Raw genomic sequence first — 23,190 nt, 5'->3', positions numbered from 1 at the left:
ACCTAAGCTGGGGCTCATGGGTCGATGGGAGCCGAACGCGCGGGAGCGGCTGGTGCACGCCGCGGTCGACCTGTTCGCGGAGCAGGGGTACGACAACACGACGGTCAGCGAGATCGCGCAGCGGGCCGGGCTGACGAAGACCACGTTCTTCCGGCATTTCCCCGACAAACGGGAGGTGCTGTTCGCCGGTCAGGAAATGCATTCGCGGTTGCTCGCGGACGGAATCGCGGAGTGCGCGGAATCGGCCACTCCGCTGGAGGCGGTCGCCGCCGGACTGGACGCCGTCGCCGCCAGCTTCACACCCGTCCAGCGCGAGTTCGGCCCCCGGCTGATAGCGGTCGTGACGGCGCACAGCGAGCTGCGGGAGCGGTCGGCGTTCAAGCACGCTGGCCTCGCCGCGGCGATGACGGAGGCGCTCGAAAAGCGCGGCGTGCCGGATCCGGCGGCAAGCCTCGCCGCCGAACTCGGCGCGCACGCGTTTTCGCGAGCCTTCGCGCGCTGGATCGAGCCGGAGAACGAGGAGTCGTTCCCGGCGCTGGCGCGGCAGGCGCTGGAGGAACTGCGCGCAGCGGTGGAGTTGCTGGGCTGAGTGCTGCTCAGCCCTTCACGCACACCACCTGCTTCAGGTGCGCCACCACCTCCACCAGATCCGTCTGCGCCGCGATCACCGAGTCGATGTCCTTGTACGCCGCGGGGATTTCGTCCACCACACCGTCGTCCTTGCGGCATTCCACGCCGCTCGTCTGAGCGGCCAGGTCCGCCGCCGTGAAGGTCTTGCGTGCCTTCGTCCTCGACATCCGCCGGCCGGCGCCGTGGGACGCCGACAGGAACGACGACTCGTTCCCCAGTCCCCGCACGATGTACGAGCCGGTGCCCATGCTGCCCGGGATGATGCCCAGATCTCCCGACCCCGCCCGGATCGCGCCCTTCCGCGTCACCAGCACGTCCACGCCGTCGTAGGTCTCCTCCGCGACGTAGTTGTGGTGGCACGAAATCGGCTCGTCGAACCGTACGCCCGGCACCTCGTCCGCCAGCGCGCGCTGCACGAGCGCGACCATCGTGGCCCGGTTGCGGGCCGCGTAGTCCTGCGCCCAGAACAGGTCCCGCCGGTACGCGGCCATCTCCGGCGTGCCCGCGACGAACACCGCCAGGTCACGGTCCGGCAGATCGGCGTTGTGCGGCAGCGAACGCGCGACGTCGATGTGCCGCTTCGCCAGTTCGTTCCCGATCCCCCGCGAACCCGAGTGCAACATCAGCCACACGCGTCCCTCGTCGGCGCCGCCCTGTTCCAGGCACACCTCGATGAAGTGGTTGCCCCCGCCGAGGCTGCCGACCTGCGCCCGCGCGCGGTCCCGCAGGTTCTGCACACCCGGGTGCAGCGCACCGAACGCCGACCAGAACCGGTCCCAGCCACCGGAACCGGGCACGCGTGCCGGGTCCACCGGTGTCTTGTGCATCGAAAACCCGACCGGCACGGCGGATTCGATGCGCCGCCGCAGCCTGCCGAGGTCGTCGGGCAGGTCGCTCGCCGTCAGTGACGTGCGGACCGCGCTCATCCCGCACCCGATGTCCACGCCGACCGCTGCCGGCGACACCGCGTCGCGCATCGCGATGACGCTGCCGACCGTCGCGCCCTTGCCGTAGTGCACGTCCGGCATCACCGCGAGACCGTGCACCCACGGCAGGTTCGCCACGTTGCGCAGCTGGCGCATCGCGGCCTCCTCGACCGACGCCGGGTCGGCCCATATCCGGATCGGTACCCGCGCCCCCTCCAGTGCGGCGTGCATGTCGTCCTTCCTCTCTCGTTCGGCTCGGGACGAGAATTCCCCGGGTACCCCCGATCCGGCAACCGCATTACCGCATCGTCCACAGCGGAGTTCTTCACGCTGTCCGCATACGCGGGGTGATTTGCTCCCCGGAATGAGCGAGTCCCGTTCGGCGAGGCTCACGGGCCGGACCGTGGTCGCGCTGGTGTCCCTGCTGGTGTTCGGCATCACGGGGCTGGGCTGGTCCCAGGTCCACCGGCTGACCACCGGACTGTCCACAGCCGACGTCCTCGACCCCGGTGCCGCGAGCACGGGGGAGCAGAACATCCTGCTCGTCGGCCTGGACACCCGCACCGACGCGCAGGGGAACCCGCTGCCCGCGGACCTGCTCGACCAGCTGCACGCCGGTGATTCGAGTGATGGCGGCGACAACACCGACACGATGATCCTCATCCACATCCCGGCGGGCGGCGGGAACGCCGTCGCCTTCTCGATCCCGCGCGACTCCTACGTCCAGATCGCGGGCGGCTACGGCAAGCACAAGATCAACTCGGCGTACACCTACGCACAGGTGGCCGCCGAGAACTCGTTGCGTGCTCAGGGAGTGAGCGGAGCGCAGCTGAACGTGCAGGCCGCGCAGGCGGGGGCGAAGAACGCGATCCAGACCGTGGAGCAGCTGACCGGCCTGACGGTGAACCACTTCGCGTCGGTGAACCTGGTCGGCTTCTACGACGTGAGCGAGGCCGTCGGCGGCGTTCCGGTGTGCCTCAACACGGCCGTGCACGACTCCTACTCCGGGGCGAACTTCCCCGCGGGGGAGCAGACGATCTCGGGCGCGCAGGCGCTCGCGTTCGTGCGGCAGCGGCACGGGCTGCCGAACGGGGACCTGGACCGGATCCGGCGGCAGCAGGCGTTCATGGCGAGCATGGCGCACACGGTGTTGTCCGCGGGCACGTTGACCGATCCGGCGAAGCTGGGGAACCTGATCGGCGCGGTGCAGAAGACGGTCACCATCGACCAGGGCTGGGACGTGTTCTCATTCGCGCAGCAGCTGCAGGGTCTCGCCGGGGGGAAGATCCGGTTCGAGACCATCCCCGTCGGGAACGTCGACCTGAAGACGTCGGACGGGGACTCCGTGCAGGTCGACCCCGCGCAGGTCAAGGCGTTCATCCAGCAGGCCATCGGTGGTTCGCAGTCCACTGTGGTCCCGACCGTGCCCAGTGCCACCGCAACCGGTGAGGCGGTGGTGGACGTGGAGAACGCGAGCGGCGTCGACAACCTCGCCGCGCGGGTTTCGCAGGACCTGTCCGGGCTCGGGTATGCGGTGGGGGCGGTGTCGAGCGTGTCGTCGCGGCACACCACGGTGGTCGACTACGCGGCGGGGGAGCAGACGGAGGCGGAGCAGGTGGCGCAGTTCCTCGGCGGGGTGCGGATCGTCGCGGACCCGGCGCTGCACGCCGGGCACGTGCGCGTGTACCTCGGCACGGACTACAGCGGCCCGGGCGCTGCCCCGACGACCCCCGCGACACCGACCCCGGCGGCGGCGCCCATCACGGCGGGTGGAGTGAACTGCGTGAACTGACAACCGTTCCGCTCGGTCACCGAGGCATGAAAAACGGGCGCGACAGCCATCCCCGGCCGTCGCGCCCGTCTGAACTCAAAGCCGTTCCTGCAGTGCCTCCGCCGCCGCGAGGAGGTCCGCCGCCCAGCGGGCGCCCGGTTTGCGGCCGATCCGTTCCACCGGGCCGGACACCGAGACCGCCGCGATGACCGTGCCCGAGGAGTCCCGCACCGGCGCCGAAACGCTCGCTACGCCCGGCTCGCGTTCGGCGACGCTTTGTGCCCAGCCGCGGCGGCGCACCTCCAACAGCGTCCGCTCGCCGAACACCGCGTCCGCCAGGATCGCCCGCTGTGTGTGCGGATCCGCCCACGCCGCGAGGACTTTCGCGCCCGAACCGGCCGTCATCGGCAGCCTCGAACCAATGGGCACCGTGTCGCGCAGCCCGCTCGCCGGCTCGGAAGTCGAGACGCACACCCGCTGCACGCCGTCACGGCGGTAGAGCTGCACGCTCTCGCCCGTGATGTCGCGCAGCTTCGGCAGGACGGTGCCCGCCGCGTCGAGCAGCGGATCCGTGGTGCCACCGGCGAGTTCCGCCAGCGCGGTGCCCGGGCGCCAGCGCCCGTCGGGGCCGCGCCGCAGGAGCCGGTGGACTTCGAGGCCGACGGCGAGGCGATGCGCGGTGGCGCGCGGCAGGCCCGTTCTGCCGCAGAGTTCCGCGAGCCCGCACGGTTCTTCGGCGACGGCCTGCAGTACGGCCACCGCCTTGTCGAGCACACCGATACCGCTCTGCTGGTTTGAAGGGCTATGCTGTCCCACGAAGCGATACTAACTTCCCGGATCATGGGAAGTCCACAATCTGGGAAACATCGGACTCGAGCTGCTGCCCGGCGCGCGGCTCGGCGGCCGGAGATCGAGTTCCTTTGCTCCCAACCAACCTCTTGGGAGGAGCGCAGATGACCGACACACGGCCCCGCACGCTGGCCGAGAAGGTCTGGGATGCGCACGTCGTGCGCAAGGGCGAAGGCGCGGAGCCCGACCTGCTCTACATCGACCTGCACCTGGTGCACGAGGTCACCAGCCCGCAGGCGTTCGACGGCCTGCGGCTGGCCGGGCGCCCGGTGCGCAGGCCCGACCTCACCATCGCGACCGAGGACCACAACGTCCCCACGGTCGACATCGAGCTGCCGATCGCCGACCCGGTGTCCCGCACCCAGGTCGACACCCTTCGCCGCAACTGCAAGGAGTTCGGCATCCGGCTGCACCCGATGGGCGACGCCGAGCAGGGCATCGTGCACGTCATCGGCCCGCAGCTCGGCCTGACGCAGCCCGGCATGACCGTGGTGTGCGGCGACAGCCACACCTCCACGCACGGCGCGTTCGGCGCGATGGCGTTCGGCATCGGCACCTCCGAGGTGGAGCACGTGCTCGCCACGCAGACCCTGCCGCTGAAGCCCTTCAAGACCATGGCCATCAACGTGGATGGGGAGCTGCGGCCCGGCGTCACGGCGAAGGACATCATCCTCGCCGTCATCGCGAAGATCGGCACCGGCGGCGGACAGGGCTACGTGCTGGAGTACCGCGGCAGCGCGATCCGCTCGCTGTCGATGGAAGCCCGCATGACCATCTGCAACATGTCCATCGAGGCGGGCGCCCGCGCCGGGATGATCGCGCCCGACGAGACCACCTACGCCTACCTCAAGGACCGGCCGCACGCCCCCAAGGGCGCGGACTGGGACGCCGCGGTGGCGAACTGGAACGAGCTGCGCACCGACGAGGGCGCGGAGTTCGACGCCGAGGTGCACCTCGACGCCGACAGCCTGACCCCGTTCGTCACGTGGGGCACCAACCCGGGCCAGGGTCTTCCGCTGGGTGAAAGCGTTCCCGACCCGGAGGCCATCGCGGACGAGAACGAGCGCTCCGCGGCCGAGAAGGCCCTGTCCTATATGGACCTGAAGCCGGGCACCCCGCTGCGTGAGATCAGCGTCGACACGGTCTTCCTCGGTTCGTGCACCAACGGCCGGATCGAGGACCTGCGGGCCGCGGCGGGCGTGCTGCAGGGCCGCAAGGTGGCCGAGGGCGTGCGGATGCTCGTCGTGCCGGGCTCGATGCGCGTGCGGCAGGCGGCCGAGGCCGAAGGGCTGGACAAGGTGTTCGTCGACGCCGGTGCCGAGTGGCGCCAGGCGGGCTGCTCGATGTGCCTGGGCATGAACCCGGACCAGCTGAAGCCGGGTGAGCGCAGCGCCTCCACCTCCAACCGCAACTTCGAGGGCAGGCAGGGCAAGGGGGGCCGCACCCACCTCGTCTCGCCGCTCGTCGCGGCCGCCACGGCCGTCCGCGGCACCCTGTCCAGCCCCGAGGACCTCTGACCCCGAAGGAGACCGCCACCATGGAGCCGTTCAAGATTCACACCGGTGTCGGGGTGCCCCTGCGCCGGTCCAACGTGGACACTGACCAGATCATCCCGGCCGTCTACCTGAAGCGGGTGACCCGCACCGGCTTCGAGGACGGGCTGTTCGCGGCCTGGCGCGCCGACGAGACGTTCATCCTCAACCAGGAGCCGTTCAAGTCCGGCAGCGTGCTGGTCGCCGGACCGGACTTCGGCACCGGCTCTTCGCGCGAACACGCTGTCTGGGCATTGCAGGACTACGGGTTCCGGGTCGTCATCTCCGCCCGGTTCGCGGACATCTTCCGTGGCAACGCCGGCAAGGGCGGTCTGGTGGCCGCCCAGTGCGAGCAGCAGGACGTCGAGCAGCTGTGGAAGATCCTCGAGAACGACCCCGGCACGGAGGTCACGGTGGACCTCGAGGAGAAGACCGTGCGGGCCAAGGACTTCGTCGCGACCTTCGCGATCGACGACTACACCCGCTGGCGGCTGCTGGAGGGGCTCGATGACATCGCTCTCACCCTCCGCCACGCCGACGAGATCGACGAGTTCGAGTCGCAGCGTCCCAACTGGAAGCCGGTGACCCTCCCGCAGGGGGCCTGACCGGCACAGATTCCCTGCTCAGCAAGGGAATCGAGGACCGCTGACACCACGCCGAACGGCGCGCGGAAGGCCCCTGGAGGGTCGCTCGGAGGACGGAAAGCAGGCTCCGAGCCGGAAAAAATTCCGCGCGCCGTTTGGAATTTCCGGCCGATTGGTAATACCGTGTGCGCAAGTCGGCCGAAGTGGCCGTGTGACAAGTAGTTCTTCATGGAGGACTGGAATGGCCAACAAGGCCCAGCTGATCGAGGCGCTCTCCGAGCGTTTGGGCGACAAGAAGGTTGCGTCCGAGGCCGTCGACGGTCTCGTCGACATCATCATCCGGACGGTCAACAAGGGCGAGAAGGTCAACATCACCGGCTTCGGGGTGTTCGAGAAGCGCGCCCGCGCCGCCCGCACCGCTCGCAACCCGCGCACCGGTGAGACCGTGAAGGTGAAGAAGACCAACGTGCCGGCCTTCCGCGCCGGAACCACGTTCAAGGACGTCATCAGCGGCGCGAAGAAGCTGCCGAAGGCCACCGCCGTCAAGCGCGCCACCGGCACCACCGCCACGCGCAGCACCGGCACCACGGGCACGCGCGCCGCCGCCGGCACGCGTTCCACCACCGGCACCCGCGCCACCACGAGCCGCAGCACCACGGCGACCCGGCCCACCGCCACGCGCAGCACCACCACGCGCGGCACGCGGACCGCCGCCGCTGCCACGAAGACCGCTGCGGCGCCGAAGGCGACGGCGGCCAAGTCCACGACGACGGCGAAGAAGGCCTCCACCGCCAAGGCGGCGCCGAAGGCCGCGGCGAAGACCACCGCGAGCAAGACCTCGGCGGCGGCGAAGAAGGCCACCACTTCGCGCGCGAAGAAGAAGTAGTAGTAGCCCGTTCACTCGAACGGCGTCCCGGCAGGGCCCTCGCGATCGGATCGCGGGGGCCCTGCGGCGTTTCCGGAGTGCGGCGGCGACAACCGGTCAGTGGAAGGGTTCGGCCGTTCCGGGACTGTCCCGGCCGTACTCGCGATGGGATGGGACGGCTGGTGGGCTGTTCTCGCAACGGTTCCCGGCCATGCTCGCCCCCCCTGGTGAAGCCGCTGGCCCCCACGAACGGCGGCCCTGCGGCGTTTCCGGGGAGAAGCGGCCGCTCAGCGGAAGTGGCCAGTCGGCGAGGCCGCCACGCCGCGCTGTCCCAGCCGCACTCACGACGGGATGGGACGGCGGGCGGGGGATTCCTCCCGGAACGGCACCACGGCGGCCATCCCGCGCTGGCGAAGGTTCGTGTGCGAGCCCCAGGCCGGCGCTCCGGCGGCTTTCTCCAGCGCTTCGCGGTAGTTCCGGTTGTCGGGGGGCGAGGGTCCCTGGACCCGGCTCCGGCGGCTTCTCCGGTCCGTGGCGATGGTTCCGGTCGTCCGGCGCGAGGATTCCCAGCCCGCGCCACAGCGGCGTTCTCCGCCGCCTGCCGGTGGTTCCCGGTCGTCGGACGCGAGATCCCCGGGCTGGCCCCACGGCGGCCTTCTGCGGCACCCGGTGATGGTTCCCGATACCGAAGTGAAGCCCCGGCTTGGCTTCCCAGCGGCCTTCTCCAGCCCGCGAGCGGACTTCCGGACCCGGACGGACACCCCAGCCGCTTCCGGTCCCCTGCACGGCATCTCAGCCCCAACACGAGCCCCAACCGCCCCACGCGAGACGGCAGAAGCCCCACCCAGTGCGCCCGCGAAGTCACGATTCCCTGCCCGAACGGGCCCCGGACCCCGTTCGAAAGGCGTCAAAGAATTGTGAGCCTCCGCAACAATACGGGAATCAGAACCGCGCCGGGGTGGGGTGCGGGAGTGCGGTCGGATAGTAGTCCGCCGCCGCGAGGTGGGGGGTTCCGTCGGACTCCGGCGGGCGGAAGGACAGCACCCACACCGAACCCTTCTTACTCGGCACTCCGTCGCCCGCGGACACGTCCAGACCCGCCCGCTCCGCCAGCGCCGCCACGACGTCCGGGATCACCCCGCCCTGGCTGCACACCGCGGGAGTCCCGCCACCGGCGGCGATCGCGAGCAACCGGCCGAGCCCGCGCGCCGGGTCGCTCCAGTACTCCTCCTCCGACAGCAACGGCTCCTGCACGACCTCCACCCCCAGGTCCTCCGCCACGCCGTGCACCGTCTGCACACACCGCAGCCGCGGCGCGGAGAACAACCGGTCCACTCCGAACAACGGCAACAACCGCCGCAGGGCGTCCGCCTGCCGCTGCCCCGCCGGGGACAGCGGCCGCAGGTCGTCGTCGCCCGTCCACTCGCTGCGCTTGCCCGCCTTGGCGTGGCGCACCAGCAACAACGTGGTCAACGCCGGCGGCAACGCGGTGAACGCCGACAGCACCTCCACGTCCATCCGGTACGTCAACGCGCCGGGGGCCTCCGCCACCGGAACCCACCGCAGGGCGTCGACCTCGTCGTCCGGCGAGAACTCCCCCGCACCGGCCCGCGCGCTCCAGTACTCGACGACCTTCTCCTCGCCCCGCACCGGATATCGGACCGTCCGCAGCCGCCGCCCCAGCACGGCGCGGAACCCCGTCTCCTCCGCGAGCTCCCGCACCGCCGCGTCCGGGAACGTCTCCCCGGGATCGAGTTTCCCCTTGGGCAGCGACCAGTCGTCGTACCGCGGCCGGTGCACGACCGCCACCTCGGTGCCCCGGCCCGAATCCCGCCAGAGCACCGCCCCCGCGGCCTGGATCACCCCTGTGCCTTGTGCCGGGCGAGCAGCTCCACCTGGTGGTCCCGCACCTTCGAGCCCTCGGCGGGCGACGGTGACCACTCGCCGGTGGCCGTCAGCACCCAGCACCGCGTCGTCGGGTCGAGCGCCGAGTCGAGGACGTCCTCCAGCTGCGCCGTCAGCTTCGGGTCCTGCACGCACACCAGCGCCTCGATCCGGCGGTCGAGGTTGCGGTGCATCATGTCCGCGCTGCCGATCCAGTGCGTGCCGCCCGCCCGGAAGTGGAAGATCCGGGAGTGCTCCAGGAACCGGCCGAGGATCGAGCGCACGCGGATGTTGTCGCTCAGCCCCGGCACCCCCGGCTTCAGCGCGCAGATCCCGCGCACCACGATGTCCACCGGCACGCCCTGCTGCGAAGCGCGGTACAGCGCGTCGATGACCTGCTCGTCGACGAGCGAGTTGCACTTGATGCGGATACCGGCCTGCTTGCCGGCGTGCGCGTGCTCGATCTCCTCGCCGATGAGCCGGATGATGCCGCGGCGGATCCCGTTGGGGGAGGTGAGGATGTTGCGGTACGTCTCCTGCCGCGAGTACCCGGTGAGGACGTTGAACAGGTCCGTCAGGTCCGCGCCGATCGCCGGGTCGGCCGTCAGCAACCCCAGGTCCTCGTACAGCCGGGCGGTCTTCGGGTTGTAGTTGCCCGTGCCGATGTGGCAGTAGCGGCGCAGCGTCGCGCCCTCCTGCCGCACCACCATCGAGACCTTGCAGTGCGTCTTGAGCCCCACGAGCCCGTAGACCACGTGCACGCCCGCCCGCTCCAGCGTCCGGGCCCACGAGATGTTGGCCTCCTCGTCGAAGCGCGCCTTGATCTCCACGAGCGCGACGACCTGCTTGCCCGCCTCCGCCGCGTCGATCAGCGCGTTGACGATGGGGGAGTCGCCGGAGGTGCGGTACAGCGTCTGCTTGATCGCCAGCACCTTGTCGTCCGCCGCGGCCTGCTCGATGAACCGCTGCACGCTCGTGGAGAACGAGTCGTACGGGTGGTGCACCAGCACGTCACCCTCGCGCAGGGTGGCGAAGACGCTCTTCGGCGTCTCCCGCTCCGCGAACGCCGGGTGCGTGGCCGGCACGAAAGGGCGGTCCTTGAGCTCCTTGCGATCCAAACCGGACAGCTGCGTCAGGCAGGTGAGGTCGAGCAGGCCCGGCACCTCGACGACGTCGTGCGGGTCCACCTCCAGCTCCCGCAGCAGCAGTTCGAGCATGTGCTCGCTCATGTCCTGCGCGACCTCCAGGCGCACCGGCGGCCCGAACCGCCGCTGCGCGAGCTCGCGCTCCAGCGCCTGCAGCAGGTCCTCGTCGCGGTCCTCCTCGACCTCGAAGTCCGCGTTGCGGGTCACGCGGAACACGTGGTGCTCGGTGACCTCCATGCCGGTGAACAGCTCGCCGAGGTGCGCGGCGATGAGCTCCTCCAACGGCAGGAACGTGGCGACGCGGCTCTCCCGGCTCGGCTCGACCCTGATCAGCCGCGGCACGTTGTTGGGCACCTTCACGCGCGCGAACCGCTCGGTGCCCTCCTCCGGGTCGCGCACCGTCACGGCGAGGTTGAGCGACAGCCCCGAGATGTAGGGGAACGGGTGCGCGGGGTCGACGGCCAGCGGGGTGAGCACGGGGAAGATCTGCTCGCTGAAGTAGTTCGACAGCCGCAGCTGGTCGCCCGCATCCAGGTCGGCCCAGCCGACGATGGAGATGTCGTGCTCGGCCAGCTCGGGCCGGACGTGCTCCTCGAACGCGAGCGTGTGCCGCTCCACGAGGTCCTGGTTGCGCTTGGCGATGTAGGCCAACTGCTCGCGCGGGGTCAGCCCGTCGGCGCTGCGCACCGGCAGGCCCGTCTCGTCACGGCGCTTCAGCCCCGCCACCCGCACCATGTAGAACTCGTCCAAATTGGACGCGAAGATGGCCAGGAACTTGGCCCGCTCCAGCAGGGGCTGGGACGCGTCCTCGGCCAGCGCCAGCACCCGGGCGTTGAAGTCCTGCCAGGACAGTTCGCGGTTGAAGTAGCGGTCGTCCGGCAGTGACTCACCGGCGGCCGCGACGGGCGCGGTCACGGCGGGCGGCGCTGAGGGCACGGCGCGGAACTGCACGGCCCTGCTGTCGTCGGTAGCGGGTGCGGTCGTGTCCGGGGAGGTGCTCTCGTCGCTGCTCACACCCGCATTGTTCCTCACTTCGGCCGCGTTCGCCGCTACGCCGATCGCCGCATTCAGCACCGTCCCCGTGAACCGGAGCGTGATCTTCAGCAGTTGCCCCAGTGGACGCGCGATGTTCACGCGGCGCTCCCTTCGCACAGGAGCCGCCCGGTGTGCGGACCGAGACCGAGCTCACCCGCCTGCGCGAGGTCCGCAGCGGTGTCCACGTCCCGGCGCAGCCCCGGCGCGGGCAGCGCGAGCGCGACGGCGCCGGTGCCCGCATGGGCGGCGGCGGACCCGGCGCCGAAGCGCGGTTCGAGCGCCGCGCCCGGCGCGGACAGCAGGAGTGTGGTGCCGGTGCCCGCCCAGTCCGCGGTGAACGCGCGCCGTCCCGCGGCTTCGGCGAGCGCGGCCGCCAGCTCGTCCGGGCGCAGCGCTGGCAGGTCCGCCTGCAGCGCGCCGACGACGGAGTGCGGATCGTCCGCGCGCACCAGTGCCTCGCCCCGGCGCAGCGCGGCGTTGAGGTCGCCCGCGCCCTGCTCGGAGACGATCTCGGCCCCGCAGTCCCGCAGCGGCGCGACGGCGGCGGGATCGGTGGCGACCACGAGCACCCGGCGCACGACGCTCGCCGCGGCGGTGACCGTGTCCGCGGCCAGTGCCAGCACCAACGACGGGTGCCGGGCGTCGGTGACAGCGCCGCGCAGCCGGGACTTGCCCAGGCGCGGCGGCTTGAGCGGCACGATCAGATCGACGGGCACAGGCACAGCCCCCATCTTTCCCGAACCCGCCCCCTAGGATCAGCCGGTAGCAGCAGACACCACAGGAGGAGCCTTGTCCGGACGCGAGAAGGGCGGTTTCTGGGTCGGAGCCGCCGCCGCCCTGTTCTATCCCGTCACGTACCTGGCACGGCGTGTGTACGAAGGGGGCGAGCGCGTTCCCCGCGAAGGCGGGGCCCTGCTGGTGATGAACCACGTCTCCCACATGGACCCGGCGGTCGACGCGGTGTTCGTGCACCGGCAGAAGCGGGTGCCGCGGTTCCTCGGCAAGAGCAGCCTCGTGGACACGCCGATCTTCGGCCGGATCTTCGTCGGCGCCGGCAGCATCCCCGTCTACCGCGGCTCCAGCAGCGCGGGTGACAGCCTGCGCGCGGCGCACCAGGCGCTGCGCGACGGCAAGGTCGTGGTGATCTACCCCGAGGGCACCATCACCAAGGACCCCAACGGCTGGCCCAAGCGCTCCTACACCGGTGTGGCGCGCCTCGCGCTCGGCAGCGACGTGCCGGTGATCCCGATCGCCCGCTGGGGCACCAACGAGATCCTGGACTTCTACCACAAGAAGCTCCGCCTCATCCCGCGCAAGACGATCACCCACCGCGTCGGCGAGCCCGTCGACCTGTCCGCCTACCGGGGACAGGAGCCCACCGCGGCGGTGTTGCGCGAGGTGACGGAACTGCTGATGGACCGCGTCACCGACCTGCTGGCCGAAATCCGGGGCGAGCAGCCACCGGCGAAGAAGCCGGAGCCGGCGGACGGCGAGTGATGGACGTCCAGCGCATCACGGTGCTCGGGGCGGGTTCGTGGGGCACGGCGTTCGCGAAGGTGCTCGCCGACGCGGGCCGCGACGTGACGATGTGGGCGCGCCGTCCCGAAGTCGCCGCGCAGATCCGCGACGAGCACGTCAACGCCGGTTACCTCCCGGAGATCCGGTTGCCCGCCAACCTGACCGCGACCGCCGACGCGGCGGAGGCGCTGGACGGCGCCGAAGCCGTGGTGCTGGCGGTGCCGAGCCAGAGCCTGCGGGCGAACCTGACGGGCTGGCGCGAGCTGCTGCCCGCCGGGGCGATCCTCGTGAGCCTCGCGAAGGGCGTGGAACTGGGCACGCTCAAGCGGATGAGCGAGGTGATCGCGGAGATCTCGGGCGCGCCGGAGAACGACATCGTCGTGGTGTCGGGCCCGAACCTGGCCCGCGAGATCGCGCAGGAACAGCCCGCGGCGGCGGTGCTGGCGTGCACCGACCACGAGCGCGCGGTCGCGATCCAGCGCGCCTGTTCCGGCACGTACTTCCGCCCGTACACCAACACCGACGTCATCGGCTGCGAGCTGGGCGGCGCGTGCAAGAACGTCATCGCGCTCAGCTGCGGCATGGCGGCGGGCATGGGCTACGGCGCCAACACGGTGGCCACGCTCATCACGCGCGGACTGGCCGAAACCGCCCGGCTGGGCGCGAAACTCGGCGCCGACCCGCTGACGTTCGCGGGGCTCGCGGGGGTCGGCGACCTGGTGGCGACGTGTTCGTCCCCGCTGTCGCGCAACCGGACGTTCGGCGAACGCCTCGGCCGCGGCGAGACGCTCGAACAGGCGCAGCGCGCGGCGGGCGGCCAGGTGGCCGAGGGCGTCATGTCGTGCTCGTCGATCCGCGAACTGGCCCAGACCAGTGGGGTCGACATGCCGATCACCGACGCGATGCACCGCGTGTGCCACGAGGGGCTCGACCCCCGCCGCGCCGGGGCGGAGCTGCTGGGCAGGCAGAACAAGCACGAGTGGTCCTGATTCCACTTCGTGGGATTCGGTTGCCGGGCGGGGCCGGCACTGGTTTCCTGTACGGCATGTTCGCGCTGTGTCCTTGTCGCTGTCGCTGACCCATCCCAGCGGCCGACCCTTCCCATCCCTCTTTTCCAAGGACACCAGCAGCCATGTTCGCCGTTCCGGACAACACTGTCGCGCTCGACGAGAAGTCTTCCCTGCGCCACCCCGTGCGCGTCGCCCTGGAGTACGCCGCCGAGCGGGACCGCTGGCGCGACCTGCTCCGCTACGACCCCGACCAGCGCTTCTCCACCCGCATCGCCGCCGACGAGCGGGAAGAGGTCTGGCTGATGGGCTGGCTGCCCGGTCAGCACACCGACCTGCACGACCACGCGAGCTCCACCGGCGCGTTCACCGTGGTGAGCGGGCAGCTGTCGGAGCTCGTCGCACGCCGGGCGCCGGACGGGCGGGCGGTGACCGAGCTGCACCACCTGTCCGCCGGGCAGTCCCGCGTGTTCGCCCCCGGCTACGTGCACCAGGTGCGCAACGAGGGACCGGACCCGGCGATCAGCATCCACGTCTACCGGGCGGGCGGCCGCGCGATGCGGCCGTACCACCTCGACCCGGTCACCGGGCCCGTGCGCGATTGACGTGCGGCGGCACCCGCATGTCCGACGGGACGTAGTCCGCGGGCACGGGTGCACCGAAAGTGGTCTGGACCGGTACCACGCCCGCCCAGATGTCGGTGCGATCCTCGTCCTCCGGCTCCTCGCCGGGCCCGCCCGCGCGGATCTTCACCGACGCCTCCTCCAGTCCGAGGGCGAGCACGGCCACCGACGCGAACTCCTTGGGGTTGACGGCTCGCGCGTGATCCCACGAGCCGGGCGTCAGGTGCTCGGTCACGACGTGCAGCCCGTGCATCTTCTCCTCGGCGTCCTGCACGAGCCGTGCCCGGCCGTGCACCACCGCGCTGCGGTAGTTCATCGAGTGGTTGTTGAGCGAGCGCGCGTAGACCAGCCCGTCGAGCAGGGTCACGGTGACGCAGACGTCGATGCCCTTCGCGGCGGCGCGGAGGTTGCCCGCGCCGGTCGATCCGTGCAGGTACAGCGTGTCGCCGTCGCGCCCGTACCCGGTGGGCAGCACGACCGGGGACCCGTCGAGCACCAGGCCGAGGTGGCAGATCAGGGCCTCGTCGAGCACGTCGTAGAGGGCCTGGCGGTCGGTGGCGCCCCGGTCCTTCTTGCGGGTCAGCGTGCTGCGGGGAGTCGGCGAAAGCGTGGTCATGCTCCTCAGCGTGCCGGAGCAAGTGGCATCGTAGAATAGCCACTATTGGCACGTTTGAAAGGTCCACTTCTCGTGACGCACTCCGGCACCGCCCTGCCCGTGACGCTCGACCGGGAGTCCCCGGTGCCCCTGGCGGTGCAGCTGGCCGACGCGCTGCGCGAGTCCGCGTCGAACGGCCACCTGCGTGGCGGCGACCGGCTGCCGTCCACGCGTGCGCTGGCCGAGCGGCTCGGCGTGAGCCGGACCGTGACGTCCGCGGCGTACGAGCAGCTGCACGCCGAGGGCTGGATCGCCGGGCGGCACGGCTCGGGCACCTACGTCACGACGTCCCCGCCCAGCGACCGGCCCGTCCACCGCACCGTACCCGGTGAGCTGCAGGAACCGGACTCGTTCCTCGACCTCACCCCGGGCACGCCGTGGGCGGCGGGCCTTGACCGGGCCGCGTGGCGCCGCGCCTGGCGGGCCGCCGCGGACGCGCCGCCGTTGTCGCGGGCCCATCGTGCCGGCCTGCCGGACTACCGGGCGGCGATCGCGGAACACCTGCTGCGCCACCGCGGGCTCGCCGTCGGCACGGACTTCGTGCTCGCGACCGGCGGCACGACGGGGGCGGTCGTCGAGCTCGCCGGGGCGGTGTTCTCGGCGGGCGACGTGATCGCGGTCGAGGAGCCGGGCTACCAGCGCGCGGTGCACGCGCTGCGGGCCGCGGGGCTGACCGTGGTGGGCGTTCCGGTGGACGAGGAGGGACTGCGCCCGGACGCGATCCCCGCCGGCGTCCGCGCGGTCTACTGCTCGCCCGCGCACCAGTACCCGATGGGCAGCCGGATGAGCGCGGGCCGCCGCGTGGACCTCGTGGAGCGCGCCCGCCGGGAGAACATGCTGGTCATCGAGGACGACTACGACGGCGAGCTGCGTTTCGACGTCGCGCCGCTGCCGCTGCTGGCCGCGCTCGCCCCGGACGTCGTCGCGCACCTGGGCACCACGAGCAAGATCCTCACGCCGACGCTGGGCGCGGGCTGGATGGTCGCGCCGCCCGCGGTGACCTCGGCCGTGCTGGCCTACCGCGACCGCACCGGCACGCGCCCGTCGCCCGCGGGGCAGCGGGTGCTGATCGAGCTGGCGCGGCACGGCGACCTGGGGCGCCACCTGCGGAAACTGCGGCGGGAGCTGTCCGAGCGGCGGATGCTGCTGGTGGCCGCCCTGCGGGCGGGGGGCGTGCCGGTGGTCGGCGACGAGGCGGGCGCGCACCTGGTGGTGCCGTTCGCCTCGGCGGAGGAGGAACACGACCGGCTGCGGGCGGCCGAACGCCGGAACATCCGGCTGGACGGCCTGGCCCGGCACTTCGCCGGCACTCCCACCGCGTTCGGTGCGGCGATCGGCTACGCGGGCTGTTCGCGTGAGGCGTTGCGGGACGCGCTGCACCTACTGGTGGACCTGTTGCATTGAATGTCCACAGTGGACGCTTGCTGGGTCAGAACCTCAGCGGTACCGCGGGCAGCTTCGCGGCGACGACGTCCGAGATCGTCTGCAGCGGGCCGGTGCCCGCGGAGTCCGGCACGGTGAGCCCGACGTAGACGTTGCGGTCGACGACGTACCACGTCGACGTGCCGTCGCCCTCCACCGGCAGCCACTGCACGCCCGACACCACGCGCAGCTGCGCCGTCGGCGTCAGCTCCGCGGGGCGGTCGATCCCGCACCGCAGCACGATCGCGTCCGGCGCGCCCCACGCGACGGTGGCGGGCGGCGCGGGCTCGGCGATCTCCCGGTGGTCCAGCGTCTTGCCGTTGGACGTCAGCTGCGCGGGCAGCGCGGGGACCAGCGTCGCGCACTCCGGGGAGTCCGCCTGCGGCGCCGGCACCGTGACGAGCGCGAGCGGGCCGTTGTCCGGCTGGTCCTGCGCGGAGCGGTTGACGAGGCTGAGCACGGCGACCGCGGCCGCCAGCGCGACGGCGAGCACCGCCGCGAGGACGATCATCCGCCGCGGCGGGGCGCCGGTCTGTTCTTCGGGCACGGTCTAGAGGTGTACCACCGGGCACGTGAGGGTGCGGGTGATGCCCTCGACACCCTGCACCTTCGCGACCACCAGCTGTCCCAGCTGGTCCACGGTGTCGGCCTCGGCGCGGACGATCACGTCGTAGGGACCCGTCACGTCCTCCGACGTCGTGACTCCGGGAATGCCCGAGATCTCCGCCGCCACCGCCGCGGCCTTGCCGACTTCGGTCTGGATGAGGATGTATGCGTGAACCACGGCGCGCCCCTTCGTCTTCTGCGTCCGACTCACGGTAGGAACGTGAGAAGAACCTACCCCAACCGAGAGACCATAGGTCATCCGACTTTCCGACTTAAGAGGGACGGAGTGAGGAAGTGTCGTCACACGACGTGTCTGCTGGCGGCACCGTCGCCGAACTGGGTGAGTTCGGTCTCATCCGGGTGGTGACGGCGGGCCGAACACAGCCCGAGAGCACTCTGCTGGGTCCCGGTGACGACGCGGCCGTGGTCGCGCAGCCCGACGGGCGGGTGGTGGCGAGCACCGACGTGCTGGTGCAGGGCGTGCACTTCCGGCTCGACTGGTCCACACCGGAACAGGTGGGGCGCAAGGCGGTGGCGGTGAACCTCGCCGACATCGCGGCGATGGGCGCGGTGCCGACGTCGGTCCTCGTCGGGCTCGCGTGCCCCGCCGACACGCCGGCCGAGGTGGTGAAGGGGCTCACCGACGGCATGTGGGCCGAGGCGTCCGGCGCGGGCGCGGGGGTCGTCGGCGGGGACATGGTGCAGGCAGGCCAGCTCGTGGTGAGCATCACGGCGCTGGGTGACCTGGGCGGGCGAACGCCGGTCACCCGTTCCGGTGCGCGACCCGGTGACGTCGTCGCGGTGTGCGGGCGTCTCGGCTGGGCAGCCGCCGGACTGGCGGTGCTGCACCGCGGGTTCCGCTCGCCGGTGACGGTCGCGAACGCACAGCGGTATCCGGAACCGGTGTACGCCGCCGGTCCGGCCGCGGCCGACGCCGGTGCCACGGCGATGATCGACGTCTCCGACGGGCTGCTGGCCGATCTCGGGCACGTCGCGGAGGCTTCGGACGTCGGGATCGACGTGCGCACCGGGCTGCTGGAGGTGCACCCCCGCCTGGTCGAGGTCGGTACCGCGCTGGGCAACGACCCGCTGCGGTGGGTGCTGACCGGCGGCGAGGACCACGCGCTGGCGGCGACCTTCCCGCCGTCGGTGAGGCTGCCCGAGGGGTGGCGGGGGATCGGCATGGTCACGAAGACGGGCTCGGGCGTCACGGTGGACGGCGAGGTCTACGCCGAGGAAAGCGGTTGGGAGCACTGGCGCTGACACCATAATGTGGTGGTGTGGACCTTCGCGTGCTCCCTTTCGACGACCCGGACGCCGTCAAGCTGACCGAGGAGGTCCAGGAGGAGTACGTCGTGCGCTACGGCGACCGCGACCTCTCTTCGATCGACGCGACGGAGTTCACGCCGCCGCAGGGCCTGTTCCTCGTCGGGTATTCGGAAGGCACACCGGTCGCGTGCGGTGGCTGGCGTTCGCACCCCGTGCCGCCGCCGGGGCTGCGGGCGGGAGACGCCGAGATCAAGCGGATGTACGTGGTGGAATCCGCGCGGGGCAACGGTTTCGCCCGGACGGTGCTCGCGGAGCTGGAACGCACGGCGGCCGCGGCGGGCCACCGGCGGATGGTCCTGGAGACGGGCCTGAAACAGCCGGAGGCGATCGCGTTGTACCGCTCGTCGGGGTATGTGGAGATCCCCAAGTTCGGCTACTACCGCGACCACGAGACGAGCCGGTGTTTCGCCAAGGAGCTTCAGTCCTCCCCGGAGAACCGCTCCCACGCCGACTGACGCGTCATCCCGAGCGCTTCGCCGATCTGCGTCCAGGTGCCGCCGAGTGCGCGTGCTTTGCCCACCCAGAGCCGGAGGTTGCGCTCGGCCTGCGCCCCCGCGGCGGCGACGGTGGTGAGGTTCGCCAGCACGGCGTCGAGCGGTAGGTCCAGATCCCATGGCAGGACAGGGGAATCCGGTCCGGGGTCGCCCGTAACCACCTCCGCCGCGAGCGTGACGCAGCCGTCGCAGATGAAGACTCCGGGCCCTGCCACCAGTTTGCGGACCTCGGTGCTGGGCTTCCGGCAGAAAGAGCAGTGCGCGATCGCAGTGGTCATGGCGTTCTCCTTGGTGTCAGGACGGACCTTACAGTTGTCAGGATATTCCTGACAAGCACCGCGTGGTGCAATGGGGCGCATGGCGATCTACGCGCTCGGCGACCTCGTGCCCTCCATCCACCCGGACGCCTACGTCCACCCCGACGCCACGGTGATCGGCGACGTGCGGATCGCGGCGGGCGCGTCGGTCTGGCCGCAGACCGTGCTGCGGGGTGACCACGGGTACATCGAGGTGGGGGAGCGGTCGAACATCCAGGACGGTTGTGTCGTCCACTGCACGGCGGCGGAGCCGACGATCCTCGGCCCGTCGTCGGCGATCGGGCACGCCGTGCACGTCGAAGGCGCCCGCATCGGGAGCGGTTGCCTGATCGCGTCGGGTTCGGTGGTGCTCAACGGAAGCGTCGTCGAGGACGGCGCCATGGTCGGCGCCGGCGCGGTGCTGTCGTACCGCTCGCACGTGCCGTCGGGCCACATCGCGCTCGGCGTACCGGCCAAGACGCGCCCGAACACGTCCTTCGGCCCGGAACAGATCAAGCGCGTGGTGGACGGCTACGTCGAGCGGGCGAAGGCGTTCCGCGCCAACCTCAGGCGGCTGGACTAGTCGAAGGCCCCGTGCCGCCCGGCGCCGGAGGTGAAGCGGGCGGCTCCGGCGGCACCTTCGCGTGCCACGATCGGGTTGCCTGCCGCGCCCTCGGCGCGCAGCGCCTCCGCGAGTGGCAGGTCCAGCCCGGCGTAGGCCGAGGCGCGGTCGGTCAGCACGCAGTCGAACGGAAATCCCGCGATCTCCGCCGCCAGCGCCTGGGCCGTGGCGACCGCCTGCCCGGGTTCGCACACGCGGTTCGCCAGCCCCATCGCCAGTGCCTCCTCGGCCGCCACCGGACGTCCGGTGAGGATCAGGTCCAGCGCCCGCCCCAGCCCGACGATCCTGGGCAGCCGCACGGTTCCGCCGTCGATCAGCGGCACTCCCCAGCGGCGGCAGAACACCCCGAGCACCGCGTCGCGCTCCACGATCCGCAGGTCAGCGAGCAGGGCCAGTTCCAGCCCGCCCGCCACCGCGTGCCCCGCGATCGCCGCGACGAGCGGTTTGCCCAACGCCATCCTGGTCGGACCCATGGGGCCCGCGCCGTCCGCGTCGAGTTCGTTGCGGCGCAAGGGATCGTTCACCGCGGTCAGGTCGGCGCCGGCGCAGAAAGTCCCACCGGACCCGGCCAGCACCGCGACCCGCTGCCCCGGATCGGCCTCGAAATCCTCGAACGCGGCGCGGAGTTCGGCCGCCATCCCCCGGTCGACGGCGTTGCGCCGGTCCGGGCGGTCCAGCCAGATCGTCGTGGTGGTGCCCTCGACCTCGACCCGCACGTCAGCCATCAGTCCGTTATAGCGCTAGAGTCGCGGGCCGTGGCTGCAAAACCGTTGGCAGAGATCGTGGAAGCGGGCTGGGCCGAGGCCCTCGCCCCGGTCGCCGACCGCATCGCGGCGATGGGGGACTTCCTGCGTGCCGAGATCGCGGCGGGACGGCGTTACCTGCCGTCGGGGGAGAACGTGCTGCGGGCGTTCCAGCAGCCCTTCGCGGACGTGCGGGTGCTCATCGTCGGGCAGGACCCGTACCCGACGCCGGGTCACCCGATCGGCCTGTGCTTCGCGGTGGCGCCCGACGTGCGGCCGCTGCCCAAGAGCCTGGTCAACATCTACCAGGAGTACTGCGACGACCTCGGTCATCCGCTGCCGTCCAACGGGGACCTGACGCCGTGGACCGAGCAGGGCGTGCTGCTGCTCAACAGGGCGCTGACCGTGCGCCCGGGTTCGCCGAACTCCCACAAGGGCAAGGGCTGGGAGGAGATCACCGAGCAGGCGATCCGCGCGCTGGCCGCCCGGGGTGGCCCGCTGGTCGCGATCCTGTGGGGTTCGCAGGCGCGGAGCCTGAAACCGCTGCTCAAGGGAGTGCCGTGCATCGAGTCGGTGCATCCGAGCCCGCTCTCGGCGCACAACGGCTTCTTCGGCTCGCGCCCCTTCAGCAGGGTCAACGAACTGCTCGTCCAGCAGGGCGGCGAACCCATCGACTGGAAGCTGCCGTAACCCGGGCACGGCAAAAGGCCCGGGGGACCGCAGTCCGCCCGGGCCCGGAAGCCAGGGGATCAGCCCCGCACGACCTTGCCGGCCTTGAGGCACGAGGTGCACACGTTCAGGCGCTTGCGCTGGGACACACCGACCTTGGCATGGACGGTCTGGATGTTCGGGTTCCAGCGGCGGTTGGTACGCCGGTGGGAGTGCGAGACGGACTTGCCGAAGCCCGGTCCCTTGCCACAGACGTCGCACACGGCAGCCACGTCGAACTCCTTTGACGATCAGGGAAGACAAACCACGCCCAGCGGGGCCGGGCAACTCGACCATAGTAACTAGTGCGTTGATGCCTTCCGCGCCCGGGTCGATACGCTGCCGGGAACGGGAGGGAGGCGGACGTGCGGGCGTTGGACGGGGCTGCGGTGGTGGCCTGGGCGTCGGCGTGTGTGCACAGCCTCGACGTGCTGCGCCCGGCCATCAACGGCATCAACGTCTACCCGGTGGCCGACTCCGACACCGGCTCCAACCTCCTCCACACGATGACCGGCGCCCGCAACGCGCTGACCCCCGCACCCGAGAGCGCGTCCGAGGCACTGGCCCAGCTCGCCCGCGGCGCGGTGCGCAGCGCCCGCGGCAACTCCGGCGTCATCCTCTCGCAGGTCCTGCGCGGCCTGGCCGAAGCCGCCGGCGGCAAGCCCGAGCTGGACGGCCCCGCGCTCGCCGACGCACTGGTGCACGCCGACCGCGTCGCCACCGATGCGGTCGCCCGGCCGGTCGCGGGCACGATGCTCACCGTCCTGCACGCCGTGGCCACCACCGTCGAGAGCACCGACCTCCACGACGTCGTCACGACAGCCGCGAAGGCCGCCTCGGCCGCTCTCGAACAGACTCCGCAGCAGCTGCCCGTTCTCGCCTCCGCCGGTGTCGTCGACGCGGGCGCGCGCGGGCTCGTCGCCGTTCTCGACGCGCTCGCCGGGGTCGTCCTGGGGACGGCCACCGAGCCGGTCCACTCGTGCGAAGCGCACTCGGAGTCCGAGGACGCCGAGCCCGCGCCGTACGCGTGGGAGGTCATGTACCTGCTCGAAGACGCCGCGGAAGCCGACCTGCCCGGGTTGCGGCACACGTTGAGCGGCCTCGGTGACAGCGTCACCGTCGCGGGAGACGGCTCGGGCGCGTACGCCGTCCACGTGCACTGCGCCGACATCGGCGCCGCCATCGAAGCGGGCCTCGCCCTCGGCCGTCCCCGGCGGATCCGCGTCGAGCCGCTGATCACGCCCGTCCCGATCGAGGCCCCGGCGGGGCCGGACCGCGCTGTCGTCGCCGTCGTGCGCGGCGACGAGCTGGCCGAACTGCTGCGCGAAGAGGGCGTCGCGGTCCTCGCGGCCCCTCAGGACGCGAAGCCCAGCGTCGAGGAGATGCTGGGCCTCGTCACCGAGCGCGCGGTCGGGCACGTCACGATCCTCCCCGGCGGCATGGACCTCACCGAAGCCGCCGACGCGACGGCCGGGCACGCCATGATCGGCGACCGCGAGGTGGTCGTGATCCCGTGTGCTTCCCCGGTGCAGGTGCTGGCCGCGCTCGCCGTGCACGACCCGGCGCGCCGGGTGAACGACGACGTGGTGGCGATGGCCGAGGCGGCCGCGGCGACGCGGCGTGGCGAGCTCGTGGTCGCGCAGGAGGAGTCGTTAACCTGGGTGGGGCCGGCGCACCCCGGCGACCTCATCGGCTTCGTCGACGGCGAGGTCGTGCTGGTGGAGCCGTCGACGGAGGAGAACCTGGTCACCGCGGCGATGACCGTGCTGCGGCGGATGCTCGCGGTCGGCGGCGAGCTGGTCACCGTGCTGACCGGTGCCGCGGCGCCCGAAGGGGTGGCGGGGGAGCTGGCGGACCTGCTGTGCGAGGAACGGCCGGAGGTCGAGTTCGTGAGCTATCCCGGCGGCCAGACCGAAGCGGTGCTGCTGATCGGCGTGGAGTAGGAA

At 71.5% G+C, this 23,190-nt stretch carries 25 protein-coding genes; 14 read left to right on the top strand and 11 right to left on the bottom strand.

Features of this window, described 5'->3' with window-relative positions:
* Positions 1-16 precede the first annotated feature (16 nt).
* Positions 17-589: a TetR/AcrR family transcriptional regulator gene (locus FHX82_RS15285; protein WP_145938210.1), complete on the top strand. Its 573-nt coding sequence runs from the start codon at positions 17-19 to the stop codon at positions 587-589.
* Positions 590-596: 7 nt separating this feature from the next.
* Here FHX82_RS15285 and FHX82_RS15280 read toward each other — a convergent pair whose 3' ends face one another.
* A complete protein-coding gene (locus FHX82_RS15280; RefSeq protein WP_145938211.1) occupies positions 597-1,787 on the bottom strand; it encodes an RtcB family protein in 1,191 nt (396 codons plus the stop codon).
* Between the two features lie 133 nt (positions 1,788-1,920).
* Between FHX82_RS15280 and FHX82_RS15275 the strand changes: the two genes are divergently transcribed.
* Positions 1,921-3,348, top strand: coding sequence for an LCP family protein (locus FHX82_RS15275; RefSeq protein ID WP_145938212.1), 1,428 nt, complete (start codon positions 1,921-1,923; stop codon positions 3,346-3,348).
* Between the two features lie 75 nt (positions 3,349-3,423).
* On the opposite strand, the gene FHX82_RS15270 is transcribed toward FHX82_RS15275, so the two are convergent.
* Positions 3,424-4,143, bottom strand: a complete 720-nt coding sequence (locus FHX82_RS15270) for an IclR family transcriptional regulator (RefSeq protein ID WP_183176639.1) — start codon at positions 4,141-4,143, stop codon at positions 3,424-3,426.
* A gap of 137 nt (positions 4,144-4,280) precedes the next feature.
* Between FHX82_RS15270 and leuC the strand changes: the two genes are divergently transcribed.
* From leuC to FHX82_RS15255, 3 genes are all read left to right on the top strand, one after another.
* Positions 4,281-5,693, top strand: coding sequence for a 3-isopropylmalate dehydratase large subunit (leuC, locus tag FHX82_RS15265; RefSeq protein WP_145938213.1), 1,413 nt, complete (start codon positions 4,281-4,283; stop codon positions 5,691-5,693).
* Between the two features lie 20 nt (positions 5,694-5,713).
* The gene (gene leuD / locus FHX82_RS15260; RefSeq protein WP_145938214.1) at positions 5,714-6,313 is read left to right on the top strand and encodes a 3-isopropylmalate dehydratase small subunit; all 600 of its coding nucleotides are present in this window, start codon (positions 5,714-5,716) and stop codon (positions 6,311-6,313) included.
* A 220-nt stretch (positions 6,314-6,533) separates the two neighbouring features.
* Positions 6,534-7,178, top strand: a complete 645-nt coding sequence (locus tag FHX82_RS15255; RefSeq protein ID WP_145938215.1) for an HU family DNA-binding protein — start codon at positions 6,534-6,536, stop codon at positions 7,176-7,178.
* A gap of 921 nt (positions 7,179-8,099) precedes the next feature.
* Here the strand turns inward: FHX82_RS15255 and FHX82_RS15250 are convergent.
* From FHX82_RS15250 to cofC, 3 genes are all read right to left on the bottom strand, one after another.
* On the bottom strand, positions 8,100-9,017 hold the full coding sequence (locus FHX82_RS15250) for an NUDIX hydrolase (protein ID WP_229880953.1): 918 nt from the start codon (positions 9,015-9,017) through the stop codon (positions 8,100-8,102).
* A complete protein-coding gene (locus FHX82_RS15245; RefSeq protein ID WP_145938235.1) occupies positions 9,017-11,200 on the bottom strand; it encodes an RNA degradosome polyphosphate kinase in 2,184 nt (727 codons plus the stop codon). Before FHX82_RS15245 ends, FHX82_RS15250 begins: the two co-directional genes overlap by 1 nt.
* 116 nt (positions 11,201-11,316) lie before the next feature.
* Positions 11,317-11,937, bottom strand: a complete 621-nt coding sequence (gene cofC, locus FHX82_RS15240; protein WP_145938237.1) for a 2-phospho-L-lactate guanylyltransferase — start codon at positions 11,935-11,937, stop codon at positions 11,317-11,319.
* A gap of 73 nt (positions 11,938-12,010) precedes the next feature.
* Between cofC and FHX82_RS15235 the strand changes: the two genes are divergently transcribed.
* From FHX82_RS15235 to FHX82_RS15225, 3 genes are all read left to right on the top strand, one after another.
* Positions 12,011-12,718, top strand: coding sequence for a lysophospholipid acyltransferase family protein (locus FHX82_RS15235; protein ID WP_145938216.1), 708 nt, complete (start codon positions 12,011-12,013; stop codon positions 12,716-12,718).
* A complete protein-coding gene (locus FHX82_RS15230; RefSeq protein WP_145938217.1) occupies positions 12,718-13,728 on the top strand; it encodes an NAD(P)H-dependent glycerol-3-phosphate dehydrogenase in 1,011 nt (336 codons plus the stop codon). Before FHX82_RS15235 ends, FHX82_RS15230 begins: the two co-directional genes overlap by 1 nt.
* 143 nt (positions 13,729-13,871) lie before the next feature.
* On the top strand, positions 13,872-14,351 hold the full coding sequence (locus FHX82_RS15225; RefSeq protein ID WP_145938218.1) for a cysteine dioxygenase: 480 nt from the start codon (positions 13,872-13,874) through the stop codon (positions 14,349-14,351).
* Here FHX82_RS15225 and FHX82_RS15220 read toward each other — a convergent pair.
* Complete coding sequence (locus tag FHX82_RS15220; RefSeq protein WP_145938219.1) at positions 14,329-14,985, bottom strand: pyridoxamine 5'-phosphate oxidase family protein; 657 nt, start codon at positions 14,983-14,985, stop codon at positions 14,329-14,331. The genes FHX82_RS15225 and FHX82_RS15220 overlap by 23 nt on opposite strands.
* Positions 14,986-15,057: 72 nt before the next feature.
* On the opposite strand from FHX82_RS15220, the gene pdxR reads away from it, so the two are divergent.
* On the top strand, positions 15,058-16,428 hold the full coding sequence (gene pdxR / locus FHX82_RS15215) for a MocR-like pyridoxine biosynthesis transcription factor PdxR (RefSeq protein ID WP_145938220.1): 1,371 nt from the start codon (positions 15,058-15,060) through the stop codon (positions 16,426-16,428).
* A 25-nt stretch (positions 16,429-16,453) separates the two neighbouring features.
* On the opposite strand, the gene FHX82_RS15210 is transcribed toward pdxR, so the two are convergent.
* Positions 16,454-16,993 carry a DUF3515 domain-containing protein gene (locus tag FHX82_RS15210; protein ID WP_145938221.1) on the bottom strand — a complete coding sequence of 180 codons (540 nt, stop codon included), beginning with the start codon at positions 16,991-16,993 and terminating at the stop codon, positions 16,454-16,456.
* Between the two features lie 3 nt (positions 16,994-16,996).
* Entirely contained in the window at positions 16,997-17,230 is a 234-nt protein-coding gene (locus FHX82_RS15205; RefSeq protein WP_091516423.1) for an Lrp/AsnC ligand binding domain-containing protein, read from the bottom strand.
* A 116-nt stretch (positions 17,231-17,346) separates the two neighbouring features.
* Here FHX82_RS15205 and FHX82_RS15200 point away from each other — a divergent pair, with 116 nt between their 5' ends.
* Entirely contained in the window at positions 17,347-18,315 is a 969-nt protein-coding gene (locus FHX82_RS15200; RefSeq protein WP_183176637.1) for a thiamine-phosphate kinase, read from the top strand.
* A gap of 17 nt (positions 18,316-18,332) precedes the next feature.
* Complete coding sequence (locus tag FHX82_RS15195; protein WP_145938222.1) at positions 18,333-18,836, top strand: GNAT family N-acetyltransferase; 504 nt, start codon at positions 18,333-18,335, stop codon at positions 18,834-18,836.
* On the opposite strand, the gene FHX82_RS15190 is transcribed toward FHX82_RS15195, so the two are convergent.
* Positions 18,800-19,153 (bottom strand): ClpX C4-type zinc finger protein, encoded by a 354-nt coding sequence (locus tag FHX82_RS15190; protein WP_145938223.1) that lies wholly within the window; start codon positions 19,151-19,153, stop codon positions 18,800-18,802. The two genes, FHX82_RS15195 and FHX82_RS15190, sit on opposite strands and share 37 nt — an antisense overlap.
* A gap of 79 nt (positions 19,154-19,232) precedes the next feature.
* On the opposite strand from FHX82_RS15190, the gene FHX82_RS15185 reads away from it, so the two are divergent.
* Entirely contained in the window at positions 19,233-19,754 is a 522-nt protein-coding gene (locus FHX82_RS15185; RefSeq protein ID WP_145938224.1) for a gamma carbonic anhydrase family protein, read from the top strand.
* Here FHX82_RS15185 and FHX82_RS15180 read toward each other — a convergent pair.
* Positions 19,751-20,518 (bottom strand): crotonase/enoyl-CoA hydratase family protein, encoded by a 768-nt coding sequence (locus tag FHX82_RS15180; RefSeq protein WP_145938225.1) that lies wholly within the window; start codon positions 20,516-20,518, stop codon positions 19,751-19,753. The two genes, FHX82_RS15185 and FHX82_RS15180, sit on opposite strands and share 4 nt — an antisense overlap.
* A gap of 30 nt (positions 20,519-20,548) precedes the next feature.
* Between FHX82_RS15180 and FHX82_RS15175 the strand changes: the two genes are divergently transcribed.
* Positions 20,549-21,226, top strand: a complete 678-nt coding sequence (locus FHX82_RS15175) for a uracil-DNA glycosylase (RefSeq protein WP_145938226.1) — start codon at positions 20,549-20,551, stop codon at positions 21,224-21,226.
* A 59-nt stretch (positions 21,227-21,285) separates the two neighbouring features.
* On the opposite strand, the gene rpmB is transcribed toward FHX82_RS15175, so the two are convergent.
* The gene (gene rpmB, locus FHX82_RS15170; RefSeq protein ID WP_145938227.1) at positions 21,286-21,477 is read right to left on the bottom strand and encodes a 50S ribosomal protein L28; all 192 of its coding nucleotides are present in this window, start codon (positions 21,475-21,477) and stop codon (positions 21,286-21,288) included.
* Between the two features lie 132 nt (positions 21,478-21,609).
* Here rpmB and FHX82_RS15165 point away from each other — a divergent pair, with 132 nt between their 5' ends.
* Positions 21,610-23,187 (top strand): fatty acid kinase ATP-binding subunit FakA, encoded by a 1,578-nt coding sequence (locus FHX82_RS15165; RefSeq protein ID WP_145938228.1) that lies wholly within the window; start codon positions 21,610-21,612, stop codon positions 23,185-23,187.
* Positions 23,188-23,190 lie beyond the last annotated feature (3 nt).

It is taken from the genome of Amycolatopsis bartoniae, assembly GCF_014191255.1.
GTDB classification, from domain to species: Bacteria; Actinomycetota; Actinomycetes; order Mycobacteriales; family Pseudonocardiaceae; genus Amycolatopsis_E; species Amycolatopsis_E bartoniae.
This window is presented reverse-complemented; position numbering and strand designations above follow the sequence as displayed.